The organism is Flavobacterium sp. IC2-16, assembly GCF_055521455.1.
In genome coordinates, this window is sequence record NZ_CM145480.1 from 1126272 (window position 1) to 1151246 (window position 24975).

31 protein-coding genes are annotated in these 24975 nt (G+C 34.8%); 18 read left to right on the forward strand and 13 right to left on the reverse strand.

The genetic code is table 11. The features are described from left to right. The first annotated feature begins 100 nt into the window (after positions 1-100). The gene (locus tag ACZ1JT_RS05025) at positions 101-706 is read left to right on the forward strand and encodes a superoxide dismutase (RefSeq protein ID WP_465095066.1); all 606 of its coding nucleotides are present in this window, start codon (positions 101-103) and stop codon (positions 704-706) included. 44 nt (positions 707-750) lie between these two features. Here ACZ1JT_RS05025 and ACZ1JT_RS05030 read toward each other — a convergent pair whose 3' ends face one another. The 6 genes from ACZ1JT_RS05030 to purN all read right to left on the reverse strand — a co-directional run bounded on the left by ACZ1JT_RS05030 (position 751) and on the right by purN (position 6132). Further along, positions 751-1296, reverse strand: a complete 546-nt coding sequence (locus ACZ1JT_RS05030) for a hypothetical protein (RefSeq protein WP_465095067.1) — start codon at positions 1294-1296, stop codon at positions 751-753. 192 nt (positions 1297-1488) lie between these two features. Beyond that, positions 1489-3387 (reverse strand): amidophosphoribosyltransferase, encoded by a 1899-nt coding sequence (locus tag ACZ1JT_RS05035; RefSeq protein WP_465095068.1) that lies wholly within the window; start codon positions 3385-3387, stop codon positions 1489-1491. 60 nt (positions 3388-3447) lie between these two features. After that, positions 3448-4377, reverse strand: a complete 930-nt coding sequence (locus ACZ1JT_RS05040; protein ID WP_465095069.1) for a PfkB family carbohydrate kinase — start codon at positions 4375-4377, stop codon at positions 3448-3450. A gap of 57 nt (positions 4378-4434) precedes the next feature. Further along, positions 4435-5052, reverse strand: coding sequence for an START domain-containing protein (locus tag ACZ1JT_RS05045; RefSeq protein WP_465095070.1), 618 nt, complete (start codon positions 5050-5052; stop codon positions 4435-4437). Positions 5053-5070: 18 nt separating this feature from the next. Then, positions 5071-5550 carry a ribonuclease HI gene (rnhA, locus tag ACZ1JT_RS05050; protein WP_465095071.1) on the reverse strand — a complete coding sequence of 160 codons (480 nt, stop codon included), beginning with the start codon at positions 5548-5550 and terminating at the stop codon, positions 5071-5073. A gap of 6 nt (positions 5551-5556) precedes the next feature. After that, positions 5557-6132 (reverse strand): phosphoribosylglycinamide formyltransferase, encoded by a 576-nt coding sequence (purN, locus tag ACZ1JT_RS05055; RefSeq protein WP_465095072.1) that lies wholly within the window; start codon positions 6130-6132, stop codon positions 5557-5559. Positions 6133-6332: 200 nt separating this feature from the next. Here purN and ACZ1JT_RS05060 point away from each other — a divergent pair, with 200 nt between their 5' ends. The 6 genes from ACZ1JT_RS05060 to ACZ1JT_RS05085 all read left to right on the forward strand — a co-directional run bounded on the left by ACZ1JT_RS05060 (position 6333) and on the right by ACZ1JT_RS05085 (position 11564). Then, on the forward strand, positions 6333-6569 hold the full coding sequence (locus tag ACZ1JT_RS05060; protein WP_014166687.1) for an acyl carrier protein: 237 nt from the start codon (positions 6333-6335) through the stop codon (positions 6567-6569). A 187-nt stretch (positions 6570-6756) separates the two neighbouring features. Next, positions 6757-8010 (forward strand): beta-ketoacyl-ACP synthase II, encoded by a 1254-nt coding sequence (gene fabF / locus ACZ1JT_RS05065; RefSeq protein WP_465095073.1) that lies wholly within the window; start codon positions 6757-6759, stop codon positions 8008-8010. A gap of 9 nt (positions 8011-8019) precedes the next feature. After that, the gene (rnc, locus tag ACZ1JT_RS05070) at positions 8020-8766 is read left to right on the forward strand and encodes a ribonuclease III (protein WP_465095074.1); all 747 of its coding nucleotides are present in this window, start codon (positions 8020-8022) and stop codon (positions 8764-8766) included. A gap of 91 nt (positions 8767-8857) precedes the next feature. Continuing rightward, complete coding sequence (locus ACZ1JT_RS05075) at positions 8858-9343, forward strand: IPExxxVDY family protein (RefSeq protein WP_465095075.1); 486 nt, start codon at positions 8858-8860, stop codon at positions 9341-9343. 5 nt (positions 9344-9348) lie between these two features. Further along, the gene (gene pyk, locus ACZ1JT_RS05080; protein ID WP_465095076.1) at positions 9349-10779 is read left to right on the forward strand and encodes a pyruvate kinase; all 1431 of its coding nucleotides are present in this window, start codon (positions 9349-9351) and stop codon (positions 10777-10779) included. A 14-nt stretch (positions 10780-10793) separates the two neighbouring features. Then, on the forward strand, positions 10794-11564 hold the full coding sequence (locus tag ACZ1JT_RS05085) for a Bax inhibitor-1/YccA family protein (protein ID WP_465095077.1): 771 nt from the start codon (positions 10794-10796) through the stop codon (positions 11562-11564). 55 nt (positions 11565-11619) lie between these two features. Here ACZ1JT_RS05085 and dinB read toward each other — a convergent pair whose 3' ends face one another. After that, the gene (gene dinB, locus ACZ1JT_RS05090; RefSeq protein ID WP_465095078.1) at positions 11620-12702 is read right to left on the reverse strand and encodes a DNA polymerase IV; all 1083 of its coding nucleotides are present in this window, start codon (positions 12700-12702) and stop codon (positions 11620-11622) included. Positions 12703-12786: 84 nt separating this feature from the next. Here dinB and ACZ1JT_RS05095 point away from each other — a divergent pair, with 84 nt between their 5' ends. Next, a complete protein-coding gene (locus ACZ1JT_RS05095; RefSeq protein WP_465095079.1) occupies positions 12787-13254 on the forward strand; it encodes a CYTH domain-containing protein in 468 nt (155 codons plus the stop codon). 3 nt (positions 13255-13257) lie between these two features. Here ACZ1JT_RS05095 and ACZ1JT_RS05100 read toward each other — a convergent pair whose 3' ends face one another. The 5 genes from ACZ1JT_RS05100 to ACZ1JT_RS05120 form a co-directional block, all read right to left on the reverse strand. Continuing rightward, entirely contained in the window at positions 13258-13722 is a 465-nt protein-coding gene (locus ACZ1JT_RS05100; RefSeq protein WP_465095080.1) for a septal ring lytic transglycosylase RlpA family protein, read from the reverse strand. Positions 13723-13799: 77 nt separating this feature from the next. Next, complete coding sequence (locus ACZ1JT_RS05105) at positions 13800-14222, reverse strand: hypothetical protein (protein ID WP_465095081.1); 423 nt, start codon at positions 14220-14222, stop codon at positions 13800-13802. Between the two features lie 150 nt (positions 14223-14372). Beyond that, positions 14373-15032 (reverse strand): aspartate kinase, encoded by a 660-nt coding sequence (locus ACZ1JT_RS05110; protein WP_465095082.1) that lies wholly within the window; start codon positions 15030-15032, stop codon positions 14373-14375. Positions 15033-15123: 91 nt separating this feature from the next. Further along, positions 15124-15483 carry a YraN family protein gene (locus tag ACZ1JT_RS05115; RefSeq protein WP_465095083.1) on the reverse strand — a complete coding sequence of 120 codons (360 nt, stop codon included), beginning with the start codon at positions 15481-15483 and terminating at the stop codon, positions 15124-15126. Continuing rightward, positions 15483-16382, reverse strand: coding sequence for a S66 peptidase family protein (locus tag ACZ1JT_RS05120; protein ID WP_465095084.1), 900 nt, complete (start codon positions 16380-16382; stop codon positions 15483-15485). The genes ACZ1JT_RS05115 and ACZ1JT_RS05120 overlap by 1 nt, the downstream gene beginning before the upstream one ends. A 230-nt stretch (positions 16383-16612) precedes the next feature. Between ACZ1JT_RS05120 and metG the strand changes: the two genes are divergently transcribed. The 3 genes from metG to ACZ1JT_RS05135 are packed head-to-tail and all read left to right on the forward strand — an operon-like array spanning position 16613 to position 20019. After that, positions 16613-18673, forward strand: coding sequence for a methionine--tRNA ligase (gene metG, locus ACZ1JT_RS05125; protein WP_465095085.1), 2061 nt, complete (start codon positions 16613-16615; stop codon positions 18671-18673). Between the two features lie 40 nt (positions 18674-18713). After that, on the forward strand, positions 18714-19397 hold the full coding sequence (locus ACZ1JT_RS05130) for an HAD family hydrolase (protein ID WP_465095086.1): 684 nt from the start codon (positions 18714-18716) through the stop codon (positions 19395-19397). Between the two features lies 1 nt (position 19398). Then, positions 19399-20019 (forward strand): CatA-like O-acetyltransferase, encoded by a 621-nt coding sequence (locus ACZ1JT_RS05135; protein ID WP_465095087.1) that lies wholly within the window; start codon positions 19399-19401, stop codon positions 20017-20019. Between the two features lie 63 nt (positions 20020-20082). Here ACZ1JT_RS05135 and ACZ1JT_RS05140 read toward each other — a convergent pair whose 3' ends face one another. Beyond that, on the reverse strand, positions 20083-20403 hold the full coding sequence (locus ACZ1JT_RS05140; protein ID WP_465095088.1) for a single-stranded DNA-binding protein: 321 nt from the start codon (positions 20401-20403) through the stop codon (positions 20083-20085). A gap of 155 nt (positions 20404-20558) precedes the next feature. On the opposite strand from ACZ1JT_RS05140, the gene ACZ1JT_RS05145 reads away from it, so the two are divergent. The 7 genes from ACZ1JT_RS05145 to ACZ1JT_RS05175 are packed head-to-tail and all read left to right on the forward strand — an operon-like array spanning position 20559 to position 24926. Then, positions 20559-20726 carry a hypothetical protein gene (locus ACZ1JT_RS05145; protein ID WP_465095089.1) on the forward strand — a complete coding sequence of 56 codons (168 nt, stop codon included), beginning with the start codon at positions 20559-20561 and terminating at the stop codon, positions 20724-20726. Positions 20727-20762: 36 nt separating this feature from the next. Further along, positions 20763-21755 (forward strand): IS30 family transposase, encoded by a 993-nt coding sequence (locus tag ACZ1JT_RS05150; RefSeq protein WP_465093876.1) that lies wholly within the window; start codon positions 20763-20765, stop codon positions 21753-21755. A 46-nt stretch (positions 21756-21801) separates the two neighbouring features. After that, on the forward strand, positions 21802-22221 hold the full coding sequence (locus ACZ1JT_RS05155) for a YfiT family bacillithiol transferase (protein ID WP_465095090.1): 420 nt from the start codon (positions 21802-21804) through the stop codon (positions 22219-22221). 4 nt (positions 22222-22225) lie between these two features. Then, positions 22226-22576, forward strand: coding sequence for a hypothetical protein (locus tag ACZ1JT_RS05160; RefSeq protein WP_465095091.1), 351 nt, complete (start codon positions 22226-22228; stop codon positions 22574-22576). A 13-nt stretch (positions 22577-22589) separates the two neighbouring features. Beyond that, a complete protein-coding gene (locus ACZ1JT_RS05165) occupies positions 22590-23195 on the forward strand; it encodes an NUMOD4 domain-containing protein (RefSeq protein WP_465095092.1) in 606 nt (201 codons plus the stop codon). Continuing rightward, positions 23188-24006: an SDR family oxidoreductase gene (locus ACZ1JT_RS05170; RefSeq protein WP_465095093.1), complete on the forward strand. Its 819-nt coding sequence runs from the start codon at positions 23188-23190 to the stop codon at positions 24004-24006. Before ACZ1JT_RS05165 ends, ACZ1JT_RS05170 begins: the two co-directional genes overlap by 8 nt. Positions 24007-24008: 2 nt before the next feature. After that, positions 24009-24926, forward strand: coding sequence for a DMT family transporter (locus ACZ1JT_RS05175; protein ID WP_465095094.1), 918 nt, complete (start codon positions 24009-24011; stop codon positions 24924-24926). Positions 24927-24975 lie beyond the last annotated feature (49 nt).

Sequence of the window (24975 nt, forward strand, 5' to 3'; positions counted from 1 at the left end):
TTTTGACAATACGAGAATAGCCCATTTCTATTTTCTTTTACGAAGATAAATTTATAATTTTGAATGAATTTAATTATTAATCTTTAAATATAAAAATATCATGGCATTCGAATTACCACAATTACCATACGCATATGACGCTTTAGAACCGCACATTGATGCGCGTACAATGGAAATCCATCATTCTAAACACCATAATGCTTATGTAACCAATTTAAACGCTGCTATTGCTGGAACAGATTTAGAAGGGAAATCTATTGAAGATATCCTTAAAAATCTAGACATGAACAATATGGCGGTACGCAATAACGGTGGTGGCCACTACAACCATACTTTATTCTGGGAAATCATGTCACCAAACGGTGGTGGTTTACCAACTGGTGAATTGGCAGATGCAATCAACAGCGCATTTGGCTCTTTTGACGAATTTAAAGCGCAATTCGCTAAAGCGGGTGCTACTCGTTTTGGTTCGGGATGGGCTTGGCTTTGTGTAAAAGACGGTAAATTAGAAGTTTGTTCTACACCAAATCAAGATACTCCAATTATGCCGGGTGTTGCATGTGGCGGACAACCAATTTTAGGCATGGACGTTTGGGAACATGCTTATTACTTAAACTACCAAAATAGAAGACCTGATTATATTGAAGCTTTTTTCAGTGTAATTAACTGGACAGAAGTTGCAAAACGTTTTGCAGCAGCAAAATAAAAAACAGTAAAAACAAAAAAGCGTTCACTTAGTGAACGCTTTTTTTATTCTATACTACCAACGTTATTACCTCTAATAATTATTTTAGCATTTAAATTAGCAGGAGTTCTAGTAAGGATATTAATTACTAAAATCTTTTTTTCTTTTAAATACGGATTAAACCTAGTCTGGTCTATTGCTTTAAAAAAATAACTTTTCTCAATAAAATAATGTTCTTCATTTTCCTTGATGAAATTACCGTTAATCATATAAAGCACCTCATCGGACTGCACTCCAGTATATTGGTTTTTTATTTCTCGTAAGGAAAGAAAGACATACTCTTTATTCTTCTTCAACGATAAAAAAATTTTTCCCTGAAATTTTTTTCCCATGATTAGAGTATCGCCTTTTTTTATTGTGACATTTTCAATGTCATCAGGATTAATACCTTCAAGAGTTTTTTGTGAAACTAATCTTGAATTGACAAAACAAGCTGCTTCAAAATTATTTTTAACACCATCAAAGTCAAGCTCTTTAGAAGTATCCGACTTAATTTGGGAAAAAGAAATTCCAAAAGACAGGAATAAAAAGGAAAATAATATGTATTTCATCGAATAGGACATTAAAAAGTCAAATATATAAAAATAAAAAGGTGGAATCTCTTCCACCCTTTTTGCCCCAAATCTACCATAAACTTAACCTACTAATGCTATGGTGATACGAATGTATGGCGAGGTTTTACATCACTCAAAAAAATCAGATAAACTGCATATAAAGTCGATGAAAAACACATTTGTCAGATTTTAGTACGCTCTCGCATCCTTGCCTTCATAGAAATTTATAAAGGCTCTGTTAACTACTCTATTCCCTCCATCTGTAGGATAATTTCCAGTAAAATACCAGTCTCCCAGATTTTTAGGACATGCTTGATGCAAATTTTCTACGGTTTGAAATATAATTTTAACCTGCGTTTTTACAGATTCTTCCGTTAACATTTCTGCTATCTTGTCGGAAATCTCCTGATCGGTAAAAGGCGCATATATTTCTTTTACATAATTAACAACCTCGCTGTCATTTAAATTTTCTTGAGCCTTCGATTTTTGATACACCTTTTCAACAATATGATACAAGCCTCTTTCTTTCAACAAATCCAATGCAGCTCTAAAAGCCACAAGTCCTTCTAGCTTAGCCATATCAATACCATAACAATCCGGATAACGAATTTGAGGTGCTGATGAAACTATCACCAATTTTTTAGGCTGTAATCGATCCAGCATTTTAATAATGCTCTGTTTTAAAGTTGTTCCGCGAACAATACTGTCGTCAATAATTACTAAATTATCCGTTGGTTTTACTACACCATATGTCACATCATATACGTGTGCAACCATATCATCACGACTGCTGTCTTCAGTAATAAACGTTCGCAATTTCACATCTTTAATGGCGATTTTTTCAGAACGCAATTTAACCGATAAAATCTCTTGTAGTTTCTCTGCTGTTAGTGAAGCTGCATTCGCTAATATATCATTGATTTTACGCTGATTCAGAAAATCGTTTGCTGCTTCTACCATTCCGTAAAATGATGTTTCGGCAGTATTTGGAATATATGAAAACACCGTATTATCTGTATCATTATCCACTGCTTCAAGAACTGCCGGCATGATAAGCTTACCAAGCTCTTTTCGCTCTTTATAAATTTCGGCATCACTGCCTCGAGAAAAATAAATACGTTCAAACGAACAAGCTCTTTCCGGCAATGCTTCACGAATTTTTTCATCGATTACATGTCCGTCTTTTTTAATAATAATAGCGTGTCCGGGTGTGATTTCCTTAATGGCTTCAAATGGAACATTGAAAACCGTTTGAATTACAGGACGTTCTGAAGCTACCACAACAATCTCGTCATCTTGGTAATAAAATGCCGGTCTAATTCCAGCCGGATCGCGAGTTACAAAAGCATCCCCATGACCTAACAAACCGGCCATAGCATAACCACCGTCCCAATTTTTAGAAGCTCTTTTTAAAATTCGTCCAATATTTAGCTTTTCAGCGATTACTGGAGAAGCGTCCCTTTTTGACAAACCTTCATTTTTGCACTGTTGGTATAAATCGGTTACTTCATCGTCTAAAAAGTGACCAATTTTTTCCATTACCGTAACTGTATCAGCCATTTGCTTTGGATGTTGCCCTAATCGAACTAAATCCTCAAAAAGCTCCTTTACATTGGTCATATTAAAATTACCCGCCACAATAAGATTTCGGTGCATCCAGTTATTCTGACGTAAAAACGGATGAACACTTTCTATACTGTTTTTACCAAAAGTTCCGTATCGAACATGGCCTAAAAACAATTCACCAATATACGGGATATTTGCTTTTTGAAGGGCAACATTATCTTGGTACTCAGCATGATGCTCAATTTCTTCATTGATTCGCTGATTGATTTGCGAAAAAATATCTTGAATTGGTTGTGCTTGATTGGAACGAATTCTGCTAATATATCTCTCGCCTGGTTCTACATCTAACTTAATACTTGCTAAACCAGCTCCATCTTGACCACGATTGTGTTGCTTTTCCATTAGCAAATACATTTTCTGTACGCCATAAAAAGCCGAACCGTATTTTTCTTTGTAGAATTCTAAAGGCTTTTTTAATCTTAAAAGGGCAATGCCACACTCGTGTTTTAAAGCGTCGCTCATAGTTGTTGTGTTGTTGTATTAATGAAAAGAGCCTCGTTACCGAGGCTCATGTTTGTATTATTAGTTTTCTAATGCAATTTCGAATTGAGTTAACGATTTAAATTGTTGTAAACGAGACAACACTTCGTCTTTTTTCAAATTTTCCATTCTTTCGGTTCCAAATTTTTCCACACAGAAAGAAGCTAAATTTGAACCATAAATAATTGCTTTCTTCATATTATCGAACGAAATATTCTCGCTTTGTGTAATGAATCCTGCAAAACCACCTGCAAAAGTATCACCTGCTCCTGTTGGATCGAACACTTCTTCCAATGGCAATGCTGGAGCAAAGAATACATTCTTTTCGTTAAACAATAATGCTCCATGTTCTCCTTTTTTAATCACTACATATTTAGGACCCATGGTGTGGATTTTAGCCGCTGCTTTTACCAAAGAATATTCTCCAGACAATTGACGTGCTTCTTCATCATTAATTGTAATAACGTCTACACGCTTAATAACATCCATCAATTCTGGAAGAGCACAATCCATCCAAAAGTTCATAGTATCTAAAACCACCAATTTTGGTTTCGATTCCATTTGATCTAAAACGCTGCTTTGTACTAAAGGATGCAAATTTCCTAACATTACAACATCAGCATTTTTAAAATCCGCAGGTACTTTTGGTTGAAAATCCGCCAATACATTTAACTGCGTATCTAAGGTATCTCTAGAATTTAAATCGTTGTGATAACGGCCACTCCAAAAGAATGTTTTTCCCCCTTGAACCACTTCCAATCCGGAAATATCGATGTTTTTACTTTTCAATAAGTCTAAATATTCTTGTGGGAAATCATCACCAACAACTGAAACAATTGCTGATTTCAAGTTAAAATGCGATGCAGAAAGTCCAATATACGTTCCTGCTCCACCTAAAATTTTATCTGTTTTTCCAAATGGAGTTTCAATTGCATCAAAAGCTACCGTCCCAACTATCAATAGTTTATTCATAAAATGATTCTAATTTTGAAGCTGCAAATGTACGATTTTGTTTTGGTTCGTAAAAGTCTATTTTTTATTAAGCTTTTCTACCCTATTTCGTAAGGCTTTAAAGGCCTCAAATGGACCTTTGGTGATTACCATATTGGCAACAAATGCCGGCACACTACCTTCTGGATTACCATAAACCTGTTGAATAACTAATGTTTTATTTGCATTGATGCGTTTTAAAATCCAAAACCCTTTAAAATTTCGCAGTCGAATATAGCCTTTTTGCTCTTTTAGCACATTGTTTTCAGGAACCAGTGTAATATAATATTGTTCCTTTTTTTTGGTGAGGGTAACTCGAGAAACGTGATCTCTATTTTGAATAGGCCAACCGAAATGATGTGACATATGAAAAATCCAGCTGGTATCGGAAACTTTTCGAATCAAATCACTAGTTCGTGTTTTGTAGTTCCATTGTTTGATACTTTTAATGTCCAAAATTTGTTTGGCAACAGTATCGATTGGCGCATTAACTGTCATTTCAGCACGGTATTCTTTAAAGGCAGATGTATCGAGTTTTGTGAGGTAAACTTTAATGCCTTCCTTATCTACCGCTAAATCGGTTTTCCCTTGAGAATGCAATGGAGCAATCCAAAGAAAAAAAAAGCTTGCAATAAAAAAGAAATGAAGCTGTTTCATTTCCTAAAGATATGAAAATCAAAACAATTGATCTTGCTCCTTTTCGTAAAAAGAATCTATAGAAAGATTTTTCTGTAGTGAAGCCATAACAGCTAATTCGTCGCAACGTTCATTTTGAGGATGGTTGTTATGCCCTTTTATCCATCTGAAATCGACTTGGTGTTTTCGGTATATTTTCAAAAACCGCATCCATAAATCCGGATTTTTCTTGGCTTTAAATCCAATTTTTTCCCAACCAAAAAGCCATCCTTTTGTAACCGCATCCACAACATATTTCGAATCTGAAGTTACCAAGACCTTAGTTCCTGGGTTTTTTAACTTTTCTAATCCCACAATTACAGCCAAAAGCTCCATTCGGTTATTCGTTGTTAATCGAAATCCTTCAAAAAATTCTTTTTTATAAGGTTTACCAACCCATTCCAATATCACACCATACCCGCCCGGACCAGGATTTCCCTTAGCCGCGCCGTCGGTATAAATATGTACTTCGTGATTCAAAATAATTTAAATTATAGTTTTAGAAGTTAAAAGCTGCTCAATTACTAAAGGAAAATGTTTGTGTTCCAATTCATGTACTTTCTGAGCAATTTCTTCAGGAGTAGTACAATCTACAATAGAAGCAGAAGCTTGAAAAACAATTGCCCCTTCATCGTAATGATCATTTACATAATGTATTGAAATACCTGTTTCATTTTCATGATTGGCCAAAACCGCCTTATGGACATTCATCCCATACATACCCTTTCCTCCATATTTAGGCAAAAGAGCAGGGTGTACATTGATTATTTTATTAGGAAAATGTGAAATAATAGCTGCCGGAAAAAGCAATAAAAAGCCAGCCAAGACAATTAGGTCGGGGTTAATCTTTTGGAGTTTTTCAAGAACCACGCCACCCAACAACTCCTCTTTAGAAAATACTACCACAGGAACATTTTGATTTTCAGCACGTTCAATAACTTTGGCATGTGAATTGTTAGTCAATACAGCGACTACGTTTCCTTGACTTTTATTTTTGAAATGTGAGATAATGTTTTCGGCATTGGAACCCGAACCGGAAGCAAAAATTACAATTTTTTTCATTTATCCTGTAATTAGTATTACAACAGCAATCAGCCTTTTACGAGTACAAAAAAAAGAATAATAAATGATAATAAATAGAAAATGAAAGTCTTTGTAAAATTATTTTTTTTAATTTCGTAGTCACATTTAGTAACAAAAATGTTGTTTTAAAATAAAGTTTTTTATTTTTGCCAACAAATTAAATTTAAAAATTAAAAATTATGTCAGACATTGCATCAAGAGTAAAGGCGATTATCGTAGACAAATTAGGTGTTGACGAAAACGAAGTTGTTTCAGAAGCAAGCTTCACTAACGATTTAGGAGCTGATTCATTAGACACTGTTGAGCTAATCATGGAATTCGAAAAAGAATTCGACATTCAAATTCCAGACGACCAAGCAGAAAATATTGCAACTGTTGGTCAAGCTATCTCTTACATCGAAGAAGCTAAAAAATAATAACTGCTATACATCCCATGTATTCTTAACGAGTGCATGGGTGTTATTATTTTAGTCTTTTTGATAGAATATCGAAAATACTGATTGGGAACAATCAATAAAATACAAACGTAATACCCATGTTTCCTTTACAGCATAGAAAGTAGCATGGGTTTATTTGTTTCAATACAATTTTAAGCAATTTATTATGGCATTAAAGCGAGTTGTAGTAACAGGTTTAGGCGCGCTAACCCCTATTGGTAACAACATCCAAGAATATTGGGATGGGTTAATCAGTGGAAAAAGCGGTGCTGCCCCAATAACATATTACGATACAGAAAAGCATAAAACCAAGTTTGCCTGTGAAGTAAAAAACTTCAATATTGAAGATTACATGGATCGTAAAGAAGCTCGCAGATTGGACAAATTTGCTCAATATGCTATTGCTGCCAGTGACGAAGCCATTAAAGACGCAGGAATTACTACTGAAAATGTAGATAAATACCGTGTTGGTGTTATCTGGGGAGCAGGAATTGGTGGTTTAGAAACTTTCCAAGAGGAAGTAATCAACTACGCAAAAGGCGATGGAACTCCACGTTTCAATCCGTTCTTTATTCCAAAAATGATTGCAGATATTGCCCCTGGACATATTTCCATGAGAAATGGCTTTATGGGACCAAATTACACTACCGTTTCTGCATGTGCTTCATCGGCTAATGCTTTGGTTGATGCATTCAATTACATTCGTTTAGGAATGTGCGATGTTATCGTGTCGGGTGGTTCGGAAGCTGCTGTAACTATTGCCGGAATGGGTGGATTTAACTCTATGCAAGCTTTATCAACTCGAAACGACAGCCCAGAAACTGCTTCAAGACCTTTTGACGCAACACGTGACGGGTTTGTTTTAGGCGAAGGTGCAGGCGCACTAATTTTAGAAGAATACGAACACGCGAAAGCTCGTGGCGCAAAAATATATTGCGAAGTTGGCGGTGGTGGTTTATCTTCAGATGCTTATCATTTAACAGCGCCACATCCGGAAGGAATTGGTGTTATAGCAGTAATGAAAAACTGTTTAAAAGATGCGGGCATGAATCCTGAAGATATTGATCACATCAATACACATGGTACTTCTACTCCACTTGGTGATGTTGCCGAATTGAAAGCCATTAGTGCTGTTTTTGGAGACCATGCTAAAAACATCAACATCAATTCGACCAAATCGATGACAGGACATTTACTTGGTGCTGCTGGAGCTATAGAGGCTATTGCTTCTATTTTAGCAATGCAACACGGTATTGTTCCTCCAACTATCAACCACAGTGTTGTAGATGAAAACATCGATCCAAGTTTAAACCTTACGCTAAACAAACCTCAAAAAAGAGAGGTAAAAGTTGCTATGAGTAACACGTTTGGTTTTGGAGGTCACAATGCTTGCGTTTTATTTAAAAAATTAGAAGAGTAATCTTTTGATATGAGAATCATCAAAAAAATATTTTCAAATTCCCGCTCTCCAGAAGACGGGATTTTTTTTGATGATATTCAAAAAATACTTGGGTTTAAACCCTTAGACCTCAACCATTACCGAAGAGCTTTTACTCATCGCTCTATGAATAGAGTAGATGAAAAGGGCAATGCTGTAAATTATGAGCGATTGGAATTTTTAGGCGATGCTATGTTGGGTTCTGTAATTGCTTCCCATTTATTCAATGAAGTTCCTGGTGGCGATGAAGGCTATTTAACCAAAATGCGATCAAAAATTGTTAGTCGTGATCATCTAAACGAATTAGGTAAAGATTTAAATCTCATTAAATACGTAGAGAGTAAAGTATCTACCCAGCATTTTGGAGAAAACATTCATGGTAATTTATTTGAAGCCTTAATTGGAGCCATCTACCTTGATAAGGGATTTACCTATTGTGAAAAATTCATCCATAAAAAAGTAATTCTTCCTTATGTAGACATTCCGAAACTGGAAGGTAAGGTAATCAGTTACAAAAGCTTAGTGATTGAATGGTGCCAAAAAGAAAAAAAATCATTTCACTATGATGTTTACGAAGACAATGGCAATGAAGGTGTAAAATATTTTGGCGTAAAATTAAAAATCGAAAACAAAATTGTGGCTAAAGCTAGAGCCACTTCCAAGAAAAAGGCCGAAGAAAAAGCATCACAAAGAGCTTATTTTGCCTTCCAAGAAAAAATTGATGCTAAAAACAATTAATGTTTTTTCAATTTACTAAATTATCGTTAACAACACAACTCACAGTTATTTTCAAAGTTTTATATAGTATATTTACATATATTTTTGAAACATGGCAGTTATCAAATTGCAAATCGACGATTTCGGAACCGTAGAATACGCCCTTATTGCGATACATTCTTCTTTAGAAGATTATCGTCTAGCCTATTTTATCAATCAGAAGTTAGCTGTTTCATTAGAAAAAAGCCAAAAAGATATTGGAATTCAAATTTCAGAAGGAAAAAGTCATTTTACCCGTTTTATTTATGATGATGAAGAAAATGAACTTTTTTGGAATTTGGTGCCCAATAAAACCAAAATAATAACGCGACAAACTAAAGCAACTTCTTTATTTGAAGAAACAGAACTTGATATTGCCACTAATATTTTTCTGCTTCCCGAATTAAAAAAAGTTGACTATATTATCAAGATTGAAAACACTGATGATTTTTTTGATGTCGATTCATTGATTGACACTTTATTAAGCATCAAACACATAACAACAGCATACAAAATCGATTCTCAAACATTGAAATCGAAAAATAATTTAATATTCTAACACAAATGCCAACAAGAAAAAAAACCAAAATTGTAGCAACACTTGGCCCTGCCTGCAGCACGAAAGAAGTACTTAAGGATATGATTGACGCAGGAGTTAACGTATTTAGAATTAATTTTTCTCATGCCGACTATACCGACGTTCAACAACGAATAGACATGATTCGTGAACTAAACAAAGAATACGGTTACACTACATCGATTTTAGCCGACTTACAAGGTCCTAAACTTCGTGTAGGCGTTATGAAAGAAGATGTGGTTGTAAGCAAAGGCGATAAAATTACATTTACAACTGCCGAAGACGTATTAGGAACAGCTGAGAAGGTTTACATGAATTACACCTCGTTCCCTAAAGATGTTAATCCAGGGGAACGCATTTTATTGGATGATGGAAAACTTATTTTTGAAGTTGTAAAAACCAACAAAAAAACCGAAGTTGAAGCCGTTGTAATTCAAGGTGGTCCGCTAAAATCAAAAAAAGGAGTTAACCTGCCCAATACAAAAGTGTCACTACCTGCGCTAACCGAAAAAGATATTCGCGATGCCCTATTTGCTATAAAAAGCAATGTTGATTGGATTGCATTATCGTTTGTAAGAACTCCAGAAGATTTAAGAGACTTGCAGGATTTAATCATGGCCAATTCGGATCATAAAATTCCGATTATTGCTAAAATCGAAAAACCGGAAGCCGTAGCAAATATTGATAAAATTGTAGCCTATTGCGATGGTTTAATGGTGGCTCGTGGTGATTTAGGTGTTGAAATTCCTGCCCAAGAAGTTCCGCTAATTCAAAAGAAATTGGTTCATCGTGCTAAAACTGCAAGAATTCCGGTAATTATTGCTACACAAATGATGGAAACCATGATTACCAGTTTAACACCAACCCGTGCTGAAGTAAACGACGTTGCGAATTCGGTTATGGATGGTGCCGATGCGGTAATGCTTTCTGGAGAAACTTCGGTAGGAAATTATCCAGTTCAGGTTATTGAAAAAATGACTCAAATCATTGAAAGTGTTGAAGACTCTCCACTAATTCAAGTACCACAAAACCAGCCGCAAATTAAAACCAACCGCTACGTAACCAAAAACATTTGTTACCATGCGGCACAACTGGCTAACGACATCAACGCAAAAGCTATTACAACACTTACCAATAGTGGTTACACAGCATTTCAAGTTTCGGCTTGGCGCCCTCATGCTCATATATTGGTTTTTACTTCCAACAAATTCATTTTAACACAATTGAATTTACTTTGGGGCGTAAATGCTTTTATGTACGATAAGTTTGTAAGTACCGATGACACCATTGAAGACATTAATGCTATTTCAAAAGAAAAAGGATTTGTGAAATCGGGGGATATGCTAGTTAATTTAGCAGCAATGCCTGTTACGGCTAAAGGAATGGTAAATACATTACGAATTTCTGAAATCGAATAAAACTAATTTTATATATGGAATCCAAAAATCCTTTTTTCAAAAACAAATCTTTTTCGCCAACTTCACGATATACTACTACCGAAGAAAGTGAAAATCAAGTTGTAGCAACATACCATGATGTTATGACAATTCAAGGCACCATAAATAAAAGTTTATTGATGCTTGTTTTCTTAGTTGCCGGTGCTTTTGTTACATGGTCAATGGCTTTTAGTGGGTACAACCCACTTGTTTTAACTATTGGTGGAGCAATTGTAGCCACTATTTTAGTACTAATTGTTTCTTTCAAACCTCAATATTCATCTTATATTGCTCCTGGATATGCTGTTTTTGAAGGCCTTTTTATTGGTGGGATTTCAGCATTCTTCGAACAAATGTATCCCGGATTGGTTATTCAAGCCGTTGGAGCAACCTTTGTAACGTTTATTGTTTGTTTTGGTTTATACAAATACAATATCGTTAAAGTAACCGACCGTTTTCGTTCGGTGGTTATTGCGGCTACGTTAGCTATTTTTAGCTTTTATTTAATTTCATGGATCTGTTCATTATTTATGGATTTTGAGCCAATACACCGTGGAAATTCATTAATGAGTATTGGAATTAGTGTTTTTGTGGTAGTAGTTGCCGCATTAAACTTATTCTTAGATTTTGACCAAATTGAAAAAGGCGCTAAAAAATCCCTTCCAAAATACATGGAATGGTTTGGCGCTATGGGATTGATGATTACGCTTGTTTGGTTGTATATAGAGTTTCTTAGATTGCTTTCTAAAATTTCAAGTAGAGATTAAATTAGAAACCACAAATTATAAAAACCGATTTCCTAGGAAATCGGTTTTTTTGTCTCTAAAACTCAAATTTCAATTGAACTACAACCGATTTCTTAGTTTCTGTATTCAAATTATGCAGGGATATTCCCAACAATCTAACCGATTCTTTTAACTTTTCTTGATACAACAATTCTTTAGAAGTCTCAAAAATCAAACTCTTATCCGATATATAGTAAGGCAATGTTTTACTTCGTGTTTGCAATGTAAAATCGGAATATTTAATTTTTAAGGTTACTGTTTTTCCGGCAATTTTACTTTTTTGCAAACGCTTTTCCAATTCTTTAGCGATGTTTTCCAAACGTTCTTCCATAAAAATTTCGGAAGACAGATTCACGTTAAATGTTCTTTCGGCGCCTACCGATTTTAAGGTACGGTTAGGTCGAACCTGACTAAAACTTATTCCACGTGCTAAATTATAAAAAGATTGTCCGCTATTTCCAAAGTGTTGTTCCAGGTATTCGAGGGATTTACTTTTTAAATCGACACCAGTAAAAATTCCCAATTGATACATTCGTTCGGCAGTAACTTTTCCAACACCGTAGAATTTTTTAACGTCTAAAACATCTAAAAAAGATTCGATCTCATCGGGGTTAACTGTTTTTTGTCCGTTAGGTTTATTAAAATCTGAGGCAATTTTGGCTACAAATTTATTTATGGAAATTCCTGCAGAAGCTGTTAATCCAACTTCATCAAAAATGCGTTGTCTTATTTCTTTGGCAATAAGCGTGGCGCTTGGATTTCCTTTCTTATTAACTGTAACATCTAAATATGCTTCATCGAGGGAAAGCGGCTCAACCAAATCGGTATAATCCAGAAATATTTTTCTAATTTTTTTAGAAATTTCTTTATATCGGTCAAAGCGAGGTCGGACAAAAATAAGCTCAGGACAAAGTTTTTTAGCCATATAACCACTCATGGCACTACGAACGCCAAATTTACGCGCTTCGTAGCTGGCTGCAGAAACCACGCCTCGAACTTCATTGCCGCCAACCGCTAGTGGTTTCCCTTTTAACTCCGGATTATCCATTTGTTCAACTGAAGCATAAAAAGCATCCATATCCACATGAATAATTTTCCTCAATTGAACTTCAGATTCCATAGTTTTCTTTACAATTCTTCAATGGTAAAGTTATAACACTTCAATATAATTTTATACCTTGGTTCTAAATTTTATTTCTACATCATGCATGAAATTGAACGCAAATTTCTAATCAATTCTGATGAATTTTTAAGTTTTTCAAAATACAAAACCCGAATCGTTCAAGGCTATTTGAATTCAAATCCTGAACGAACTGTACGTATTCGTATTAAAGGAGATAAAGGGTTTCTCACCATAAAAGGAAAAGGAAACGAATCGGGGACTACGCGATTGGAATGGGAAAAAGAAATTTCATTGCCCGATGCTGAACTGTTACTTCCCTTATGCGAAACAGGCATGATTGAAAAAATTCGTCATGAAATTCCTGTTGGAAATCACATCTATGAAGTCGATGTTTTTTTAGGAGAAAATGAAGGATTAATTATTGCCGAAATTGAATTAAACAATGAAAACGAATCTTTTGAAAAACCAACTTGGTTAGGCAATGAAGTCACTCAAGACATTCGTTACTATAACGCCTATCTCAGCAATCATCCTTTTAAAAAATGGTAAGGTTTACGGTTTTTTTTCGTTGATGATTTCTAAATCTACATTAAGGAATCCTCTGCCTTTAGCATGCGTAATTTCCATAAAGGCTTTTTTAGAAAGATCTATTTCACGTCCTTTAGTAAATGGTCCTCTATCGGTAACAACAACAATTACAGATTTCTTATTTACCGGATTTGTCACTCTAACTTTGGTACCAAAAGGAAGTTTTTTATGAGCGGCTGTTAATTTGGAGTTATCGAATCTTTTTCCACTGGCCGTTTTTCTACCATTGAATTTATCATGATAATACGATGCGTGAACCTCTTTTTTATAGGGCTTAAATTTTGCATTCAACAAAAGTGAATCAGCAAGAACGCTATCTTGAACTTTAGTTTGATTTTCGAGAGTAGGGTGAAATGCATCACTAGTAAAGCTACTAACAAAAAACATCAGTACGAAAAGTAATAGAATTGGAGCGACAATCTTTTTCATAGAATATTTTTTACGTAACACGTGTTAACAATAAATATGCCACAGATAAAAAATGCCCTTAACGGGCACTTATATTATTAGAACCAAAGGTCCCACGGAATTCTACTTAGTATAAACAACAATCCAGCAGTGTATAAAAAAGCTATTTTTTTAAACTTCCCATTATCTGATGCTTCCTTTTTGTGTTTTGACCAACCAATAGTTATTAAAGCAATAGCCATAATATTAATTAACGGATGCTCCAATGATGTAAGTCGTAATGCAGCGTTACTCATATCACCAAAAGCTTTCATTCCTAAAGGAGAAACAAAATACAGAATCAATCCTAAAAGCAACTGAATGTGACAAAAAATTAAAGCAAATAATGAAATTTTACGGTCTTTATCTGTAAACGATTTTTTTGAAGTAAACCCGATAAACCCATTAATTACAGCAACTAATAACATTGCTAAAGCCAAATAAGCTATTCCAGAATGTGCCTTTTGAATAATTTCGTACATAATTTTTAATTTGGTGAGTAACAAATATATTGAATTAAAATAAAAAAACCGCCAATTTAAAACTGACGGTCTAAAAAAGTTTTGCAAATAAACATGAAAAACAACCTGAAAATCAAAATTGATGTTCTAGTTGTTTATAAATTAATAACGTTATGTGTTTTTTAAATCTTTAATTACTTTAAAAGCCAAATCTACCTGCTCTTCGCTTACAATAATTGTAAATTCGAAGTTGGTAGAAATAACCTCGCAGATATTAATTCCTTCCCAAGCCAATCGTTGGAAAACATAATAGAAAAGACCCGGTACACCTACGTTATCTTTTGGCAATTTCACGGTAACCGAAGCCAAATGATCCACTTTATGAATCCATTTTTCTTCTTCAAAATGTTTATCCATTAAATGGTTAACCGAATCACTAACGATAATATTTGTTTCATTAACACCTCGAGAAGAAGTATAAAAAACATCCGGTAAATGGCTAATTTCTGAAATAAACTCTGCTTGTTTCCCAAGAACTTTTGGGTTGATTGTAAAGTTATAATCGGTTAAAGAGGAACGAACGGTAATTTCTCCAAGATTTTTTAAAACACGCTCAACTTTATGATTTAATTTGAATTCTAATTCTTCCGAAAGTCGTTTTAATGCCATAACAATGGCTCCTTGTTTAACTTCTTTGTCTACTTCATGTTCCAATTCCGATTGAATAACTCGCGCTAAAGAAGTAAGATTGACGATTCCGAGTGAAAGTCCATTCAATAAGAATGGTTTGTTTTTAATGTAATTTTCAACAACAGATGAAATTGTTTTCATTTTTTTTGTATAATATTGGGACTTAAATAGTTGTGTTTTAAAAAACGCTGCAATTTACAATTAAAAACAATTTGTTAAAGTTATAACAATGTTAAAAATAGTAATATGCATCTTCTAGATGCTCAATTTTCAAATTGGTTGCGTCTTTAAGTAACGTTATTATGTCAAATCGAACCTGAAATTCATCACTCAGCCTACTAACATATTCATTAGCAGCCTTTACCACTAAATTAATTTTTTTAGAATTTACAAAATTTTGTGGGTCGCCAAAATCTGCTGTTGATCGTGTTTTAACTTCAATAACAGCCAATACATTTTCTTTAGCAGCAATAATATCGATTTCCGCTTTTTGAAACACCCAGTTTCTTTCCAAAATCTTATACCCTTCTTTTATCAGAAAAGAAACGGCTTCTTCTTCGCCTAATTTTCCTAAATCGTTATGTTCAGCCATTAGTCCAGAAACTCTAGGATGATAGAATCCGCATTAACTTCAAACTCTACTTCTTTACCTAACACCAACGTTCTATTGTCTTTTTGATGTCCTGCAGGGAAATAAAAACAAACCGGAAAATTATATGCTTTAGCAATTTCAGTAATGATTCCTACTTCATTTTGTCCGAATGGAATTTCATTGTCGTGCATATCGGTCATACTGCCAACAATCAAACCTTTTATATTAGAAAAATACCCATTGCGCTTTAGGTTTTGCATCATCCTGTCGATATGATAAAGGTATTCATCTAAATCTTCTATAAATAATATTTTATCCTTAGTATTTATTGAAGAAGGTGAACCCAGCAAACTATAGAGAATGGATAAATTTCCTCCAACCAAACGCCCTTTCGATTTTCCTTTTATTTCGTATCCTTTTGCAGGTACTTCATATCTAATTTTTTCACCAAAAAGAGCCTTTCGCAATGTTTCCTTAACCTCTTCTGGTGCGTTCGGAACAGTGAATGGCATAATAGAATGAATGCTGGCAACTCCTAAAGTATTCAAATGGCTGTGCAAAACGGTAACATCACTAAAACCCATAATCCATTTTGGATGTTTTTTAAATTTTGAAAAATCCAAACGATCTATAATTCGAACCGTACCATAGCCTCCTCTTGCACACCAAATAGCTTTAATCTCATCATCGTCCAACATCTCTTGCAAATCTGCTGCACGTTCTGCATCGGTACCCCCTAATTGGCAGCTATCCAAACCAATTGTTTTCCCTAATTGAACTTCCAAACCCCATGATTTTAACAATTCAATAGCCGGTTTTGCATCTTCAGGAAAAAATTTTCGGGCGGTACAAACCAAGGCAACTTTATCGCCTTTCTTTAAATAAGGTGGAATCTTCATGCTTTTTTGAGAATAAAAAGGAGTTGTATGTAACAGAATTATCAAAAATAAAATTGACTTCAAAAATACGAATTCCAAAAATAGCTTTACAATTTTCATGGGTTCAGATTAGAAGTCATCTTAACAAATTTAAGAAAAATCCTAATTGAAATAAATAAAATTAATGGCTTATTCTTAATATTCACAGTAATGCCTTATTTTTGCACTTTAATTGACGATATACTTTATTTATGATACAAAATCCGAAACGATATACTATTACCGCTGCATTACCTTACACAAACGGACCCATTCATATTGGCCATTTGGCTGGTGTTTATGTGCCATCCGATATTTATGCGCGTTTTCTTCGTTTACAAGGAAAAGATGTTGCTTTCATTTGTGGAAGTGACGAACACGGAGTAGCTATTTCTATGAAAGCTAAAAAAGAAGGTATTACTCCACAAGAAGTCATTGATAAATATGATGGAATAATTCGTAAATCGTTTGAAGATTTCGGAATTTCTTTTGACAACTATTCCAGAACTTCAGCTGAGATTCACCATAAAACTGCTTCAGATTTTTTCAGAAAATTATATGAGGATGGCAAATTCATTGAAGAAGTTACCGAACAATTGTATGACGAAAAAGCCGATCAATTTTTAGCCGATCGTTTTGTTACGGGAACTTGCCCAAAATGTGGTAATGAAGAGGCATACGGTGATCAATGTGAAAAATGTGGTTCGTCATTAAATGCAACCGATTTAATTAATCCAAAATCGACTATAACAGGAACTAAACCCATTTTAAAATCAACTAAGCATTGGTTTTTACCTCTAGATCAATACGATACTTTTTTACGCGAATGGATTTTGGAAGGTCATAAAAACGACTGGAAACCCAATGTATATGGTCAAGTAAAATCGTGGTTGGAAGACGGATTGCGCCCAAGAGCTGTGACTCGTGATTTAGACTGGGGTATTGATGTTCCCGTTGAAGGAGCCGAAGGCAAAAAATTATATGTATGGTTTGATGCTCCAATTGGGTATATCTCATCTACCAAAGAATGGGCAGCCCGTGAAGGAAAAGACTGGGAGCCGTACTGGAAATCGGAAGATACCAAACTGGTACATTTCATTGGAAAAGATAATATTGTTTTCCATTGTGTGATTTTTCCAGCCATGTTAAAAGCTGAAGGTTCTTACATTTTACCGGACAATGTTCCTGCTAACGAATTTTTGAACTTAGAAGGCAACAAATTATCTACATCTAAAAATTGGGCGGTTTGGTTGCACGAATACTTAATCGATTTTCCTGAAAAACAAGACGTATTACGCTATGCTTTAACTGCAAATGCTCCAGAAACAAAAGATAATGATTTCACTTGGAAAGATTTCCAGGCTCGTAACAACAATGAATTAGTTGCGATATTTGGAAACTTCATCAACCGCGTAGTAGTTTTAACCAACAAATACTACAACGGTGTTATACCACAACCGAATGAACTAAGCGAGATTGACGAACAAACATTAACGGAGTTAAAAGCTTATCCAGCTGTAATCGCCTCTTCTGTAGAACGATTCCGCTTCCGAGAAGCGTTAGGTGAGTTAATGAATGTAGCGCGTTTAGGTAATAAATATTTAGCGGATGAAGAACCTTGGAAAATTGTGAAAGAAAATCCAGGCCGCGTTCAAACGCAAATGTATGTTGCCTTGCAAATTGCTGCGGCGCTTAGCGTTTTAGCAGAACCGTTTTTACCATTCACTGCTAGTAAACTGAAAAATATTTTAAAACTAAATAATAGTTTCGATTGGAACGATATTAGTAGCAAATCGGATTTAATTCCTGCCGGACACCAAATTGGAGAAGCTGAATTACTATTTGCAAAAATCGAAGACGATGAAATTCAAAAACAAATTGACAAATTGGAAGCAACTAAAGTAGCCAACAAAGCCGAAAATGCAAAAGCGGAACCTCAAAAGGAGATTATCACCTTTGAAGATTTCGCTAAAATAGATTTGCGTGTTGGCACCATCATTGAAGCTGAAAAAATGCCAAAAGCCAATAAACTTTTAGTATTAAAAGTAGACACCGGAATCGATGTTCGTACTATTGTTTCGGGAATTGCAGAACATTTCACACCAGAAGAAGTGATTGGAAAACGTGTTACCGTATTGGTAAACTTAGCCCCAAGAGCTTTACGTGGCGTAGAAAGTGAAGGTATGCTTTTATTAAGCAATACTGCGGAAGGCAAATTGGTTTTTGTCAACCCAGATACTGAAGGCGTTATTAATGGTGCAATGATTGGGTAATTAAACAAAGGTTGGATTTACATCCAAACGTTATATACAAATGAAAGCAAAAGTAATCGCATTTGATGCAGACGACACCTTATGGCACAACGAACCTTATTTTGATGAGGCGCAAGAGCGATTTTGTGAATTGTTCCAAGATTTTGCCTCCAAACAAGAAATCTTAGGGTTAATTTTAAGTCATCAGGTGAAAAATTTACCATTATATGGTTTTGGAATTAAAGCTTTCACACTATCCATGATAGAAACCGCTTTACAGCTTACTAAGTACTCTATTTCCGGAAATGGAATTGAAAAAATAATTGCCATTGGAAAAGACTTATTACAAAAACCAGTAGAACTTTTACCCGAAGTAGAAACTGTTTTGGAAACCTTAAAAGGTCGTTATAAACTAATTGTAGCTACCAAAGGCGACTTAAAAGATCAGCACCGAAAACTGCACGATTCCGGATTAGGACCTTTTTTCCATCATATTGAAGTAATGAGCGACAAAACCGAACTGGATTATCAAAAAATGTTACTTCGATTGGATACTACTCCTGAAGATTTCTTAATGATTGGAAACTCATTAAAATCGGATGTACTGCCCGTGTTGAATATTAATGGATATGCTATTCATATTCCTTATCATACAACTTGGGAATATGAAAAAATTGACTTTGAAGTAAACCATCCTAATTTTGTTGCACTTAAACAAATTTCGGATGTTTTAACCATTCTATAAAATGCAAAAATTAGATTTACAAACTTGGAACCGCAAAGAACATTTTGAGTTTTTCAAAAAATTTGAAGAGCCCTTTTTTGGCATTTCCTTGTCTGTAGATTGTACTATAGCCTTTCAAAAAGCAAAAGAATTAAAGATTCCTTTTTTCATCTATTATCTATACAAAACCTTGGTTGCTGTAAATTCTATTGAAAATTTTCGCTACCGAATTATCGATGACGAGATTTTTATTTTTGATACGATTAATGTCTCCGCAACCATAATGCGAGAAGATAAAACTTTTGGATTTTCCCAAATTGAATTCAATAAAGATTTAGCCATTTTTGTTGCTAATGCTAAAGAAGAGATTGAAAGAATTCAGAATACTACCGGACTTCTTACCCGCGAATATGATATAAATATTATTCATTTTTCTGCTATTCCTTGGATAAACTTTACGGGAATAACCCACTCTAGAAGTTTTTCTTTCCCAGATAGTTGTCCGAAAATTTCATTTGGAAAAATGACTGAGGAAGGTTCTAAAAAAATAATGCCCATGTCTGTGCATGTACATCACGGCTTAATGGATGGGTATCATGTTGGACAATTTCTCGAAATATTTCAAAACGAAATGAATGCATAAATTAAGACAAGGTTCCGGTTAACACCCACTAACCGAAACCGAATCTTAATGCTCAATTCAATCTTATTTCAATAACAAAACCTCCGTAGCTAAAACCTCTGTTAGATAACGTTTGTTTCCTTCTTTGTCATCATAACTTCGGTGTGTTAATTTGCCTTCAACAGCAATTTCTTTTCCTTTAACAACAAATTTTTCGATAATTTCTGCTGTTTTACCCCAAGCGGAAACGCGATGCCACTCGGTTTGTTCAACCTTATCTCCTTTTTCGTTGTAATAAAATTCGTTGGTAGCAATGGTGAAATTGGCTAATTTTCGATCTCCCGAAATTGTTTTTATTTCAGGTTCTTGGCCTACATTCCCGATTAATTGTACTCTGTTTCTCATGGCGTATAAAAATTATAAGTTATAAAAAGAATTTTAACGCTGCAAAGATTGAAAATTGCTTAAATTTAATCGGTTATGAATCATTTAATGTCGTTTACACTCATTTGACATTGTTATTTTTAAGAATTTTCCTATTTTTGATAAAATTATATGCCATGACACACCAATTAGACATCGAAAAATTACGCTTCCCAATTGGCCCTTTCTCACTTCCCGTTGAAATTACAGAAAAACATCTAATAGATTGGGCAAAAACCATTGAACACTTCCCTACAAGGTTACGCAAGGTTATAAATCAAACCTCCGCCGGTTCAATAATCTAACGCAACTTTTTAAAGAAATTTATAAGTTCGTTAATTATGAAAAAGTACAGCCGATTAACTCTCAAAGAGCGTATTGAAATTGAAAAACTATTAGCTTTAAACCTCTCCTGCCCTGCCATTGCTTTAAGGCTTGGAAGACATAAGACTTCCATCTACAGAGAAATCAAAAAGTACCAGAAAAAAACTTATCAGTCTTGGGAAGCAAACATGAATTCTTATGACCGATGCATTAATAGAAAATATGGGAAAAGTAAAATAAAACTAAACCCAGAACTTCAAAATTACATTCATGACAAACTGGCTAAGTTTTGGTCACCTGATCAAATTTCTGTAAGTTTAAAACGTTTATTTCCTAACAACAAAAACATGCAGGTAAGCCACGAAACGATCTATCTTTACATCTATCTACATTCTAAAAAAGAACTCAAAAGCACGCTCATTTCCGAGTTAAGACAAAAAAGAAAATACAGAGGAAATACCCGAAGAGGAACAGATAAAAGAACAACCATTAAAGACCCTATAAGAATCGATGAACGCCCGGAGGAAGTAATCGGAAGAGAGATTCCTGGACATTGGGAAGGAGACTTAATTTTAGGTAAAAACAGAGAATCCGCAATAGGAACTTTAGTGGAAAGATCAACCAGAGCGGTCATATTGGTACACCTAAAATCAAGAGACGCTAAATCCGTTAGAAAAGCTTTTGAAAAGGAATTTAAGCAACTCCCTACTCTAATGAAAAAATCGCTTACTTACGACAACGGAACCGAAATGGCACAACATAAATTATTTACCAAAAACACCAAAGTACAGGTATATTTCACTCATCCATACAGCCCATGGGAAAGACCTACCAATGAAAACACAAACGGCCTTTTAAGAGACTATTTCCCAAAAGGAACAGATTTATCAACCGTAACAAAAAAACGCCTCAAACAAGTTCAAAATGAACTCAACGAAAGACCCAGAAAGGTACTCGACTATCAAACTCCAAAAGAAGTTTTTGATTCTATGATTTTAGAAATTATGTAATCTAAAAAAAGATATATTTGTGATACTCTAGCGTTGCGCTAGAAATTTGAAACCGCCCTCAACAGAACAGCAAAACTGGAAATATCGTCCTAAAGGTTGGACTGTAAAACAAGTGGTGCATCATTTAGCTGATAGTCACATGAATGCGCTGATTCGAATAAAACTTGCCTTAACAGAAAACAATCCCACAATTACGCCTTACGAAGAACAACTTTGGGCAGAACTTCCCGATGGAATTTGTGATGATCTTGATAATTCTTTACATATACTGGAAGGTGTGCACGGTCGTTGGGCTTACTTAATTAAACATTTATCCTCAGAAGATTGGAACAAAATGTATTTCCACCCTCAGCACCAACGATTCTTCTCTATAAAAGAAGTACTCGGCCTATACAGCTGGCATTGCCAACATCATCTAGCTCATATCCAACAAGCTCTAATTTACAAGGGTAGCTTTAACGAATAGTAAGATGAAGCAGTGTTTTGAATGTGATGAGAAAATTTTTGGTCGGGAAGATAAAAAATTTTGTAGCGATGGGTGCAGAAACTCTTACAACAATCGCTTAAACAAGGACAAAACAAGTCTAATGCGTAACGTAAATAATAAACTTCGAAAAAATTATCGTATTTTGGTCGAACTTAATCCAGAAGGGGAATCCAAAACCACACGGACTAATTTATTGGATAAAGGGTTTTTCTTCAATTATTATACTTCTACAAGCATTGCTGATAATGGAAAAGTGTGTTTTGTATTGTACGATCAGAGTTATATGCTGCTGGAAGATGACGGATTAGTTATAGTAAAAAAGACAACTAACTAAAAATGCAGAGAATATGGTACGTTTTTACCCCAATGAAGAATTTAAAGAATTTGAGGTTGGAGGGAATAGAAAAATGCGCTATGCTATTTCCAACCATGGCCGTTTGGCTAGTTTTACAAATGAAATAAAAGATGGTAAAATTCTTAAAGGCGGTTTAGCTGATGGATACAGAATCCTTAGAATGCAAAATTCGTTTGAAGGAAAGAAAACCGTTCATTTTCATATGTTGTACAAACTCGTAGCCCAGCTATTTGTTCCGAAAACATCTGAGGATCAAGAATATGTAATTCATTTGGATTTTACACGAAACAACGACAAGGCAAGTAACTTGAAATGGGTAAACTATGCTGAAAAAATGGAGCATTACAAAAAAAGTCCTCATGTTGCCCTTGGAAGGAAAAAAACTATTTCTCACAACATTAAATCGGACGGTAGAAAGTTAACCGAAACAACTGTAATCCGATTAAAAAAGATGTTGTTAGATCCCAATCGAAAAACACGCATGAAAATTTTGGCCAAACAATTTGGCGTAAGTGAAATGCAGTTATACCGCATTAAATCGGGAGAAAACTGGGGGCATATTAAAGTAAGAGTGCCAAATAAAGCTGAGAATGATTAAACCTCAAACTATAGCTATTCTAGGTTGTGGTTGGCTTGGTTTCCCGTTGGCCCAGAGTTGTGTTTCAAAAGGCTACACCGTTAAAGGAACTACAACCACTATAGAAAAAGTAGATCATTTGAAAGCTGCAGGGATACATGGTTTCCAAATTTGTATGACTGAAAATGGGATAACTGGTGACGTTGAAGCATTTTTAAACGCATCAGATGTTTTAATTATCAACATTCCTCCAAAAGTAAGAAATGTATCTTCTGAAAGCTTTGTCACTAAAATGACTTTATTAATACCGTATTTGGAAAAATCGTCTGTAAAAAAAATAATTTTCATTAGTTCAACTTCTGTATATGCTGATAATTTTTCATTCAAAAAGATAACCGAAGATGATTTTACTGTTCCAAATACGGAAAGTGGTAAACAGCTTTTGGAAGTTGAAAAATTGCTTCAGAATAACCCGAACTTTAAAACCACTGTGGTTCGATTTGGCGGATTAATTGGTACCGACAGACAACCTGTTAGACATTTAGCAGGTAGAGAAAATCTTGAAAATCCAGACGCTCCAATTAACTTAATCCATCAAGAGGACTGCATCGGGGTTATTCATAAAATTATTGAAACAGAAATTTGGGGCGAAACATTTAACGCCGTAACCCCTTATCATCCTAGCCGGGAAACGTATTATCAAAAAAAAGCAAAAGAAATGAATTTGGCTTTACCTAACTTTGCACAGGGTAACCCTTCAGTAGGGAAAATTATTTCTTCTGAAAAAGTTGAACAGCTCTTAAAGTATTCGTTTTGTAAAACCGATTTATAAACGTGATCAAAAAAATCCATCATGCTACCAAAAGCAAAGTACAATCTATTGGATTACCAATACTTGCTCTTATTTGGATAAGTTTTTTTTGGGGCACTACCTGGATAGCAAGTAAAGAAGGGGTTAAACACATGCCTGCTTTACAGTTGGCTGCAATTCGACAGTTTTTAGGAGCTGTAATTTATATCTCCTACTTTTTGTATAAAAAAGAACCCTGGCCAAAAAGTAAACAATGGAAATCAATATTTATTCTAAGTCTTTTAAATTTTGCATTGAGTAACGGATTAAGTACGTGGGGTGTAAAATACATTTCAAGCGGATTAGGCGCCATAATTGGTGCAGTTTTTCCGTTATGGATTGTTATAATCAGCTTGTGTAAAGGTGAGAAAATGGCTCGCTTGGCAATATTTGGTCTTGTTATCAGCTTTAGTGGGGTCTGCTTAATATTTTATGACTACTTAGCTGATTTTTTAAAGCCTGATTTTCAATTTGGCATTATAGTATCCTTAATTGCTACACTAACATGGGCTTTTGGGAGCTTGTACACCAAAAAGAAAGCAGCAAGTTTTAATCCCTATTTTAGCTTAGGCTTACAAATGCTAATCTCGAGTATCATACTATTTGCGGTTACAGGTGCTACCGGAACATCGATTAGTATTACAGAAATACCTGCAGCATCGTGGTGGCCTATTGCCTATTTGGTTATTTTCGGTTCGGTGTTAACCTTTATTGCTTTCATTTATGCCTTACAAAATCTTCCTGCCGAAATTAGCAGTATTTATGCTTACATCAACCCAATAGTGGCTGTTGTATTGGGAGCTGCCATCTTTAACGAACCATTAACCATTATGATTGGAATTGGAGGTTCTATAACCATTTTTGGATTGTATCTGGTTAATAAATCCATCCGTAAGAAATAAAAAATCCCAAGCATAAACTTGGGATTTTAATAATTCTAAACCTTTTCTT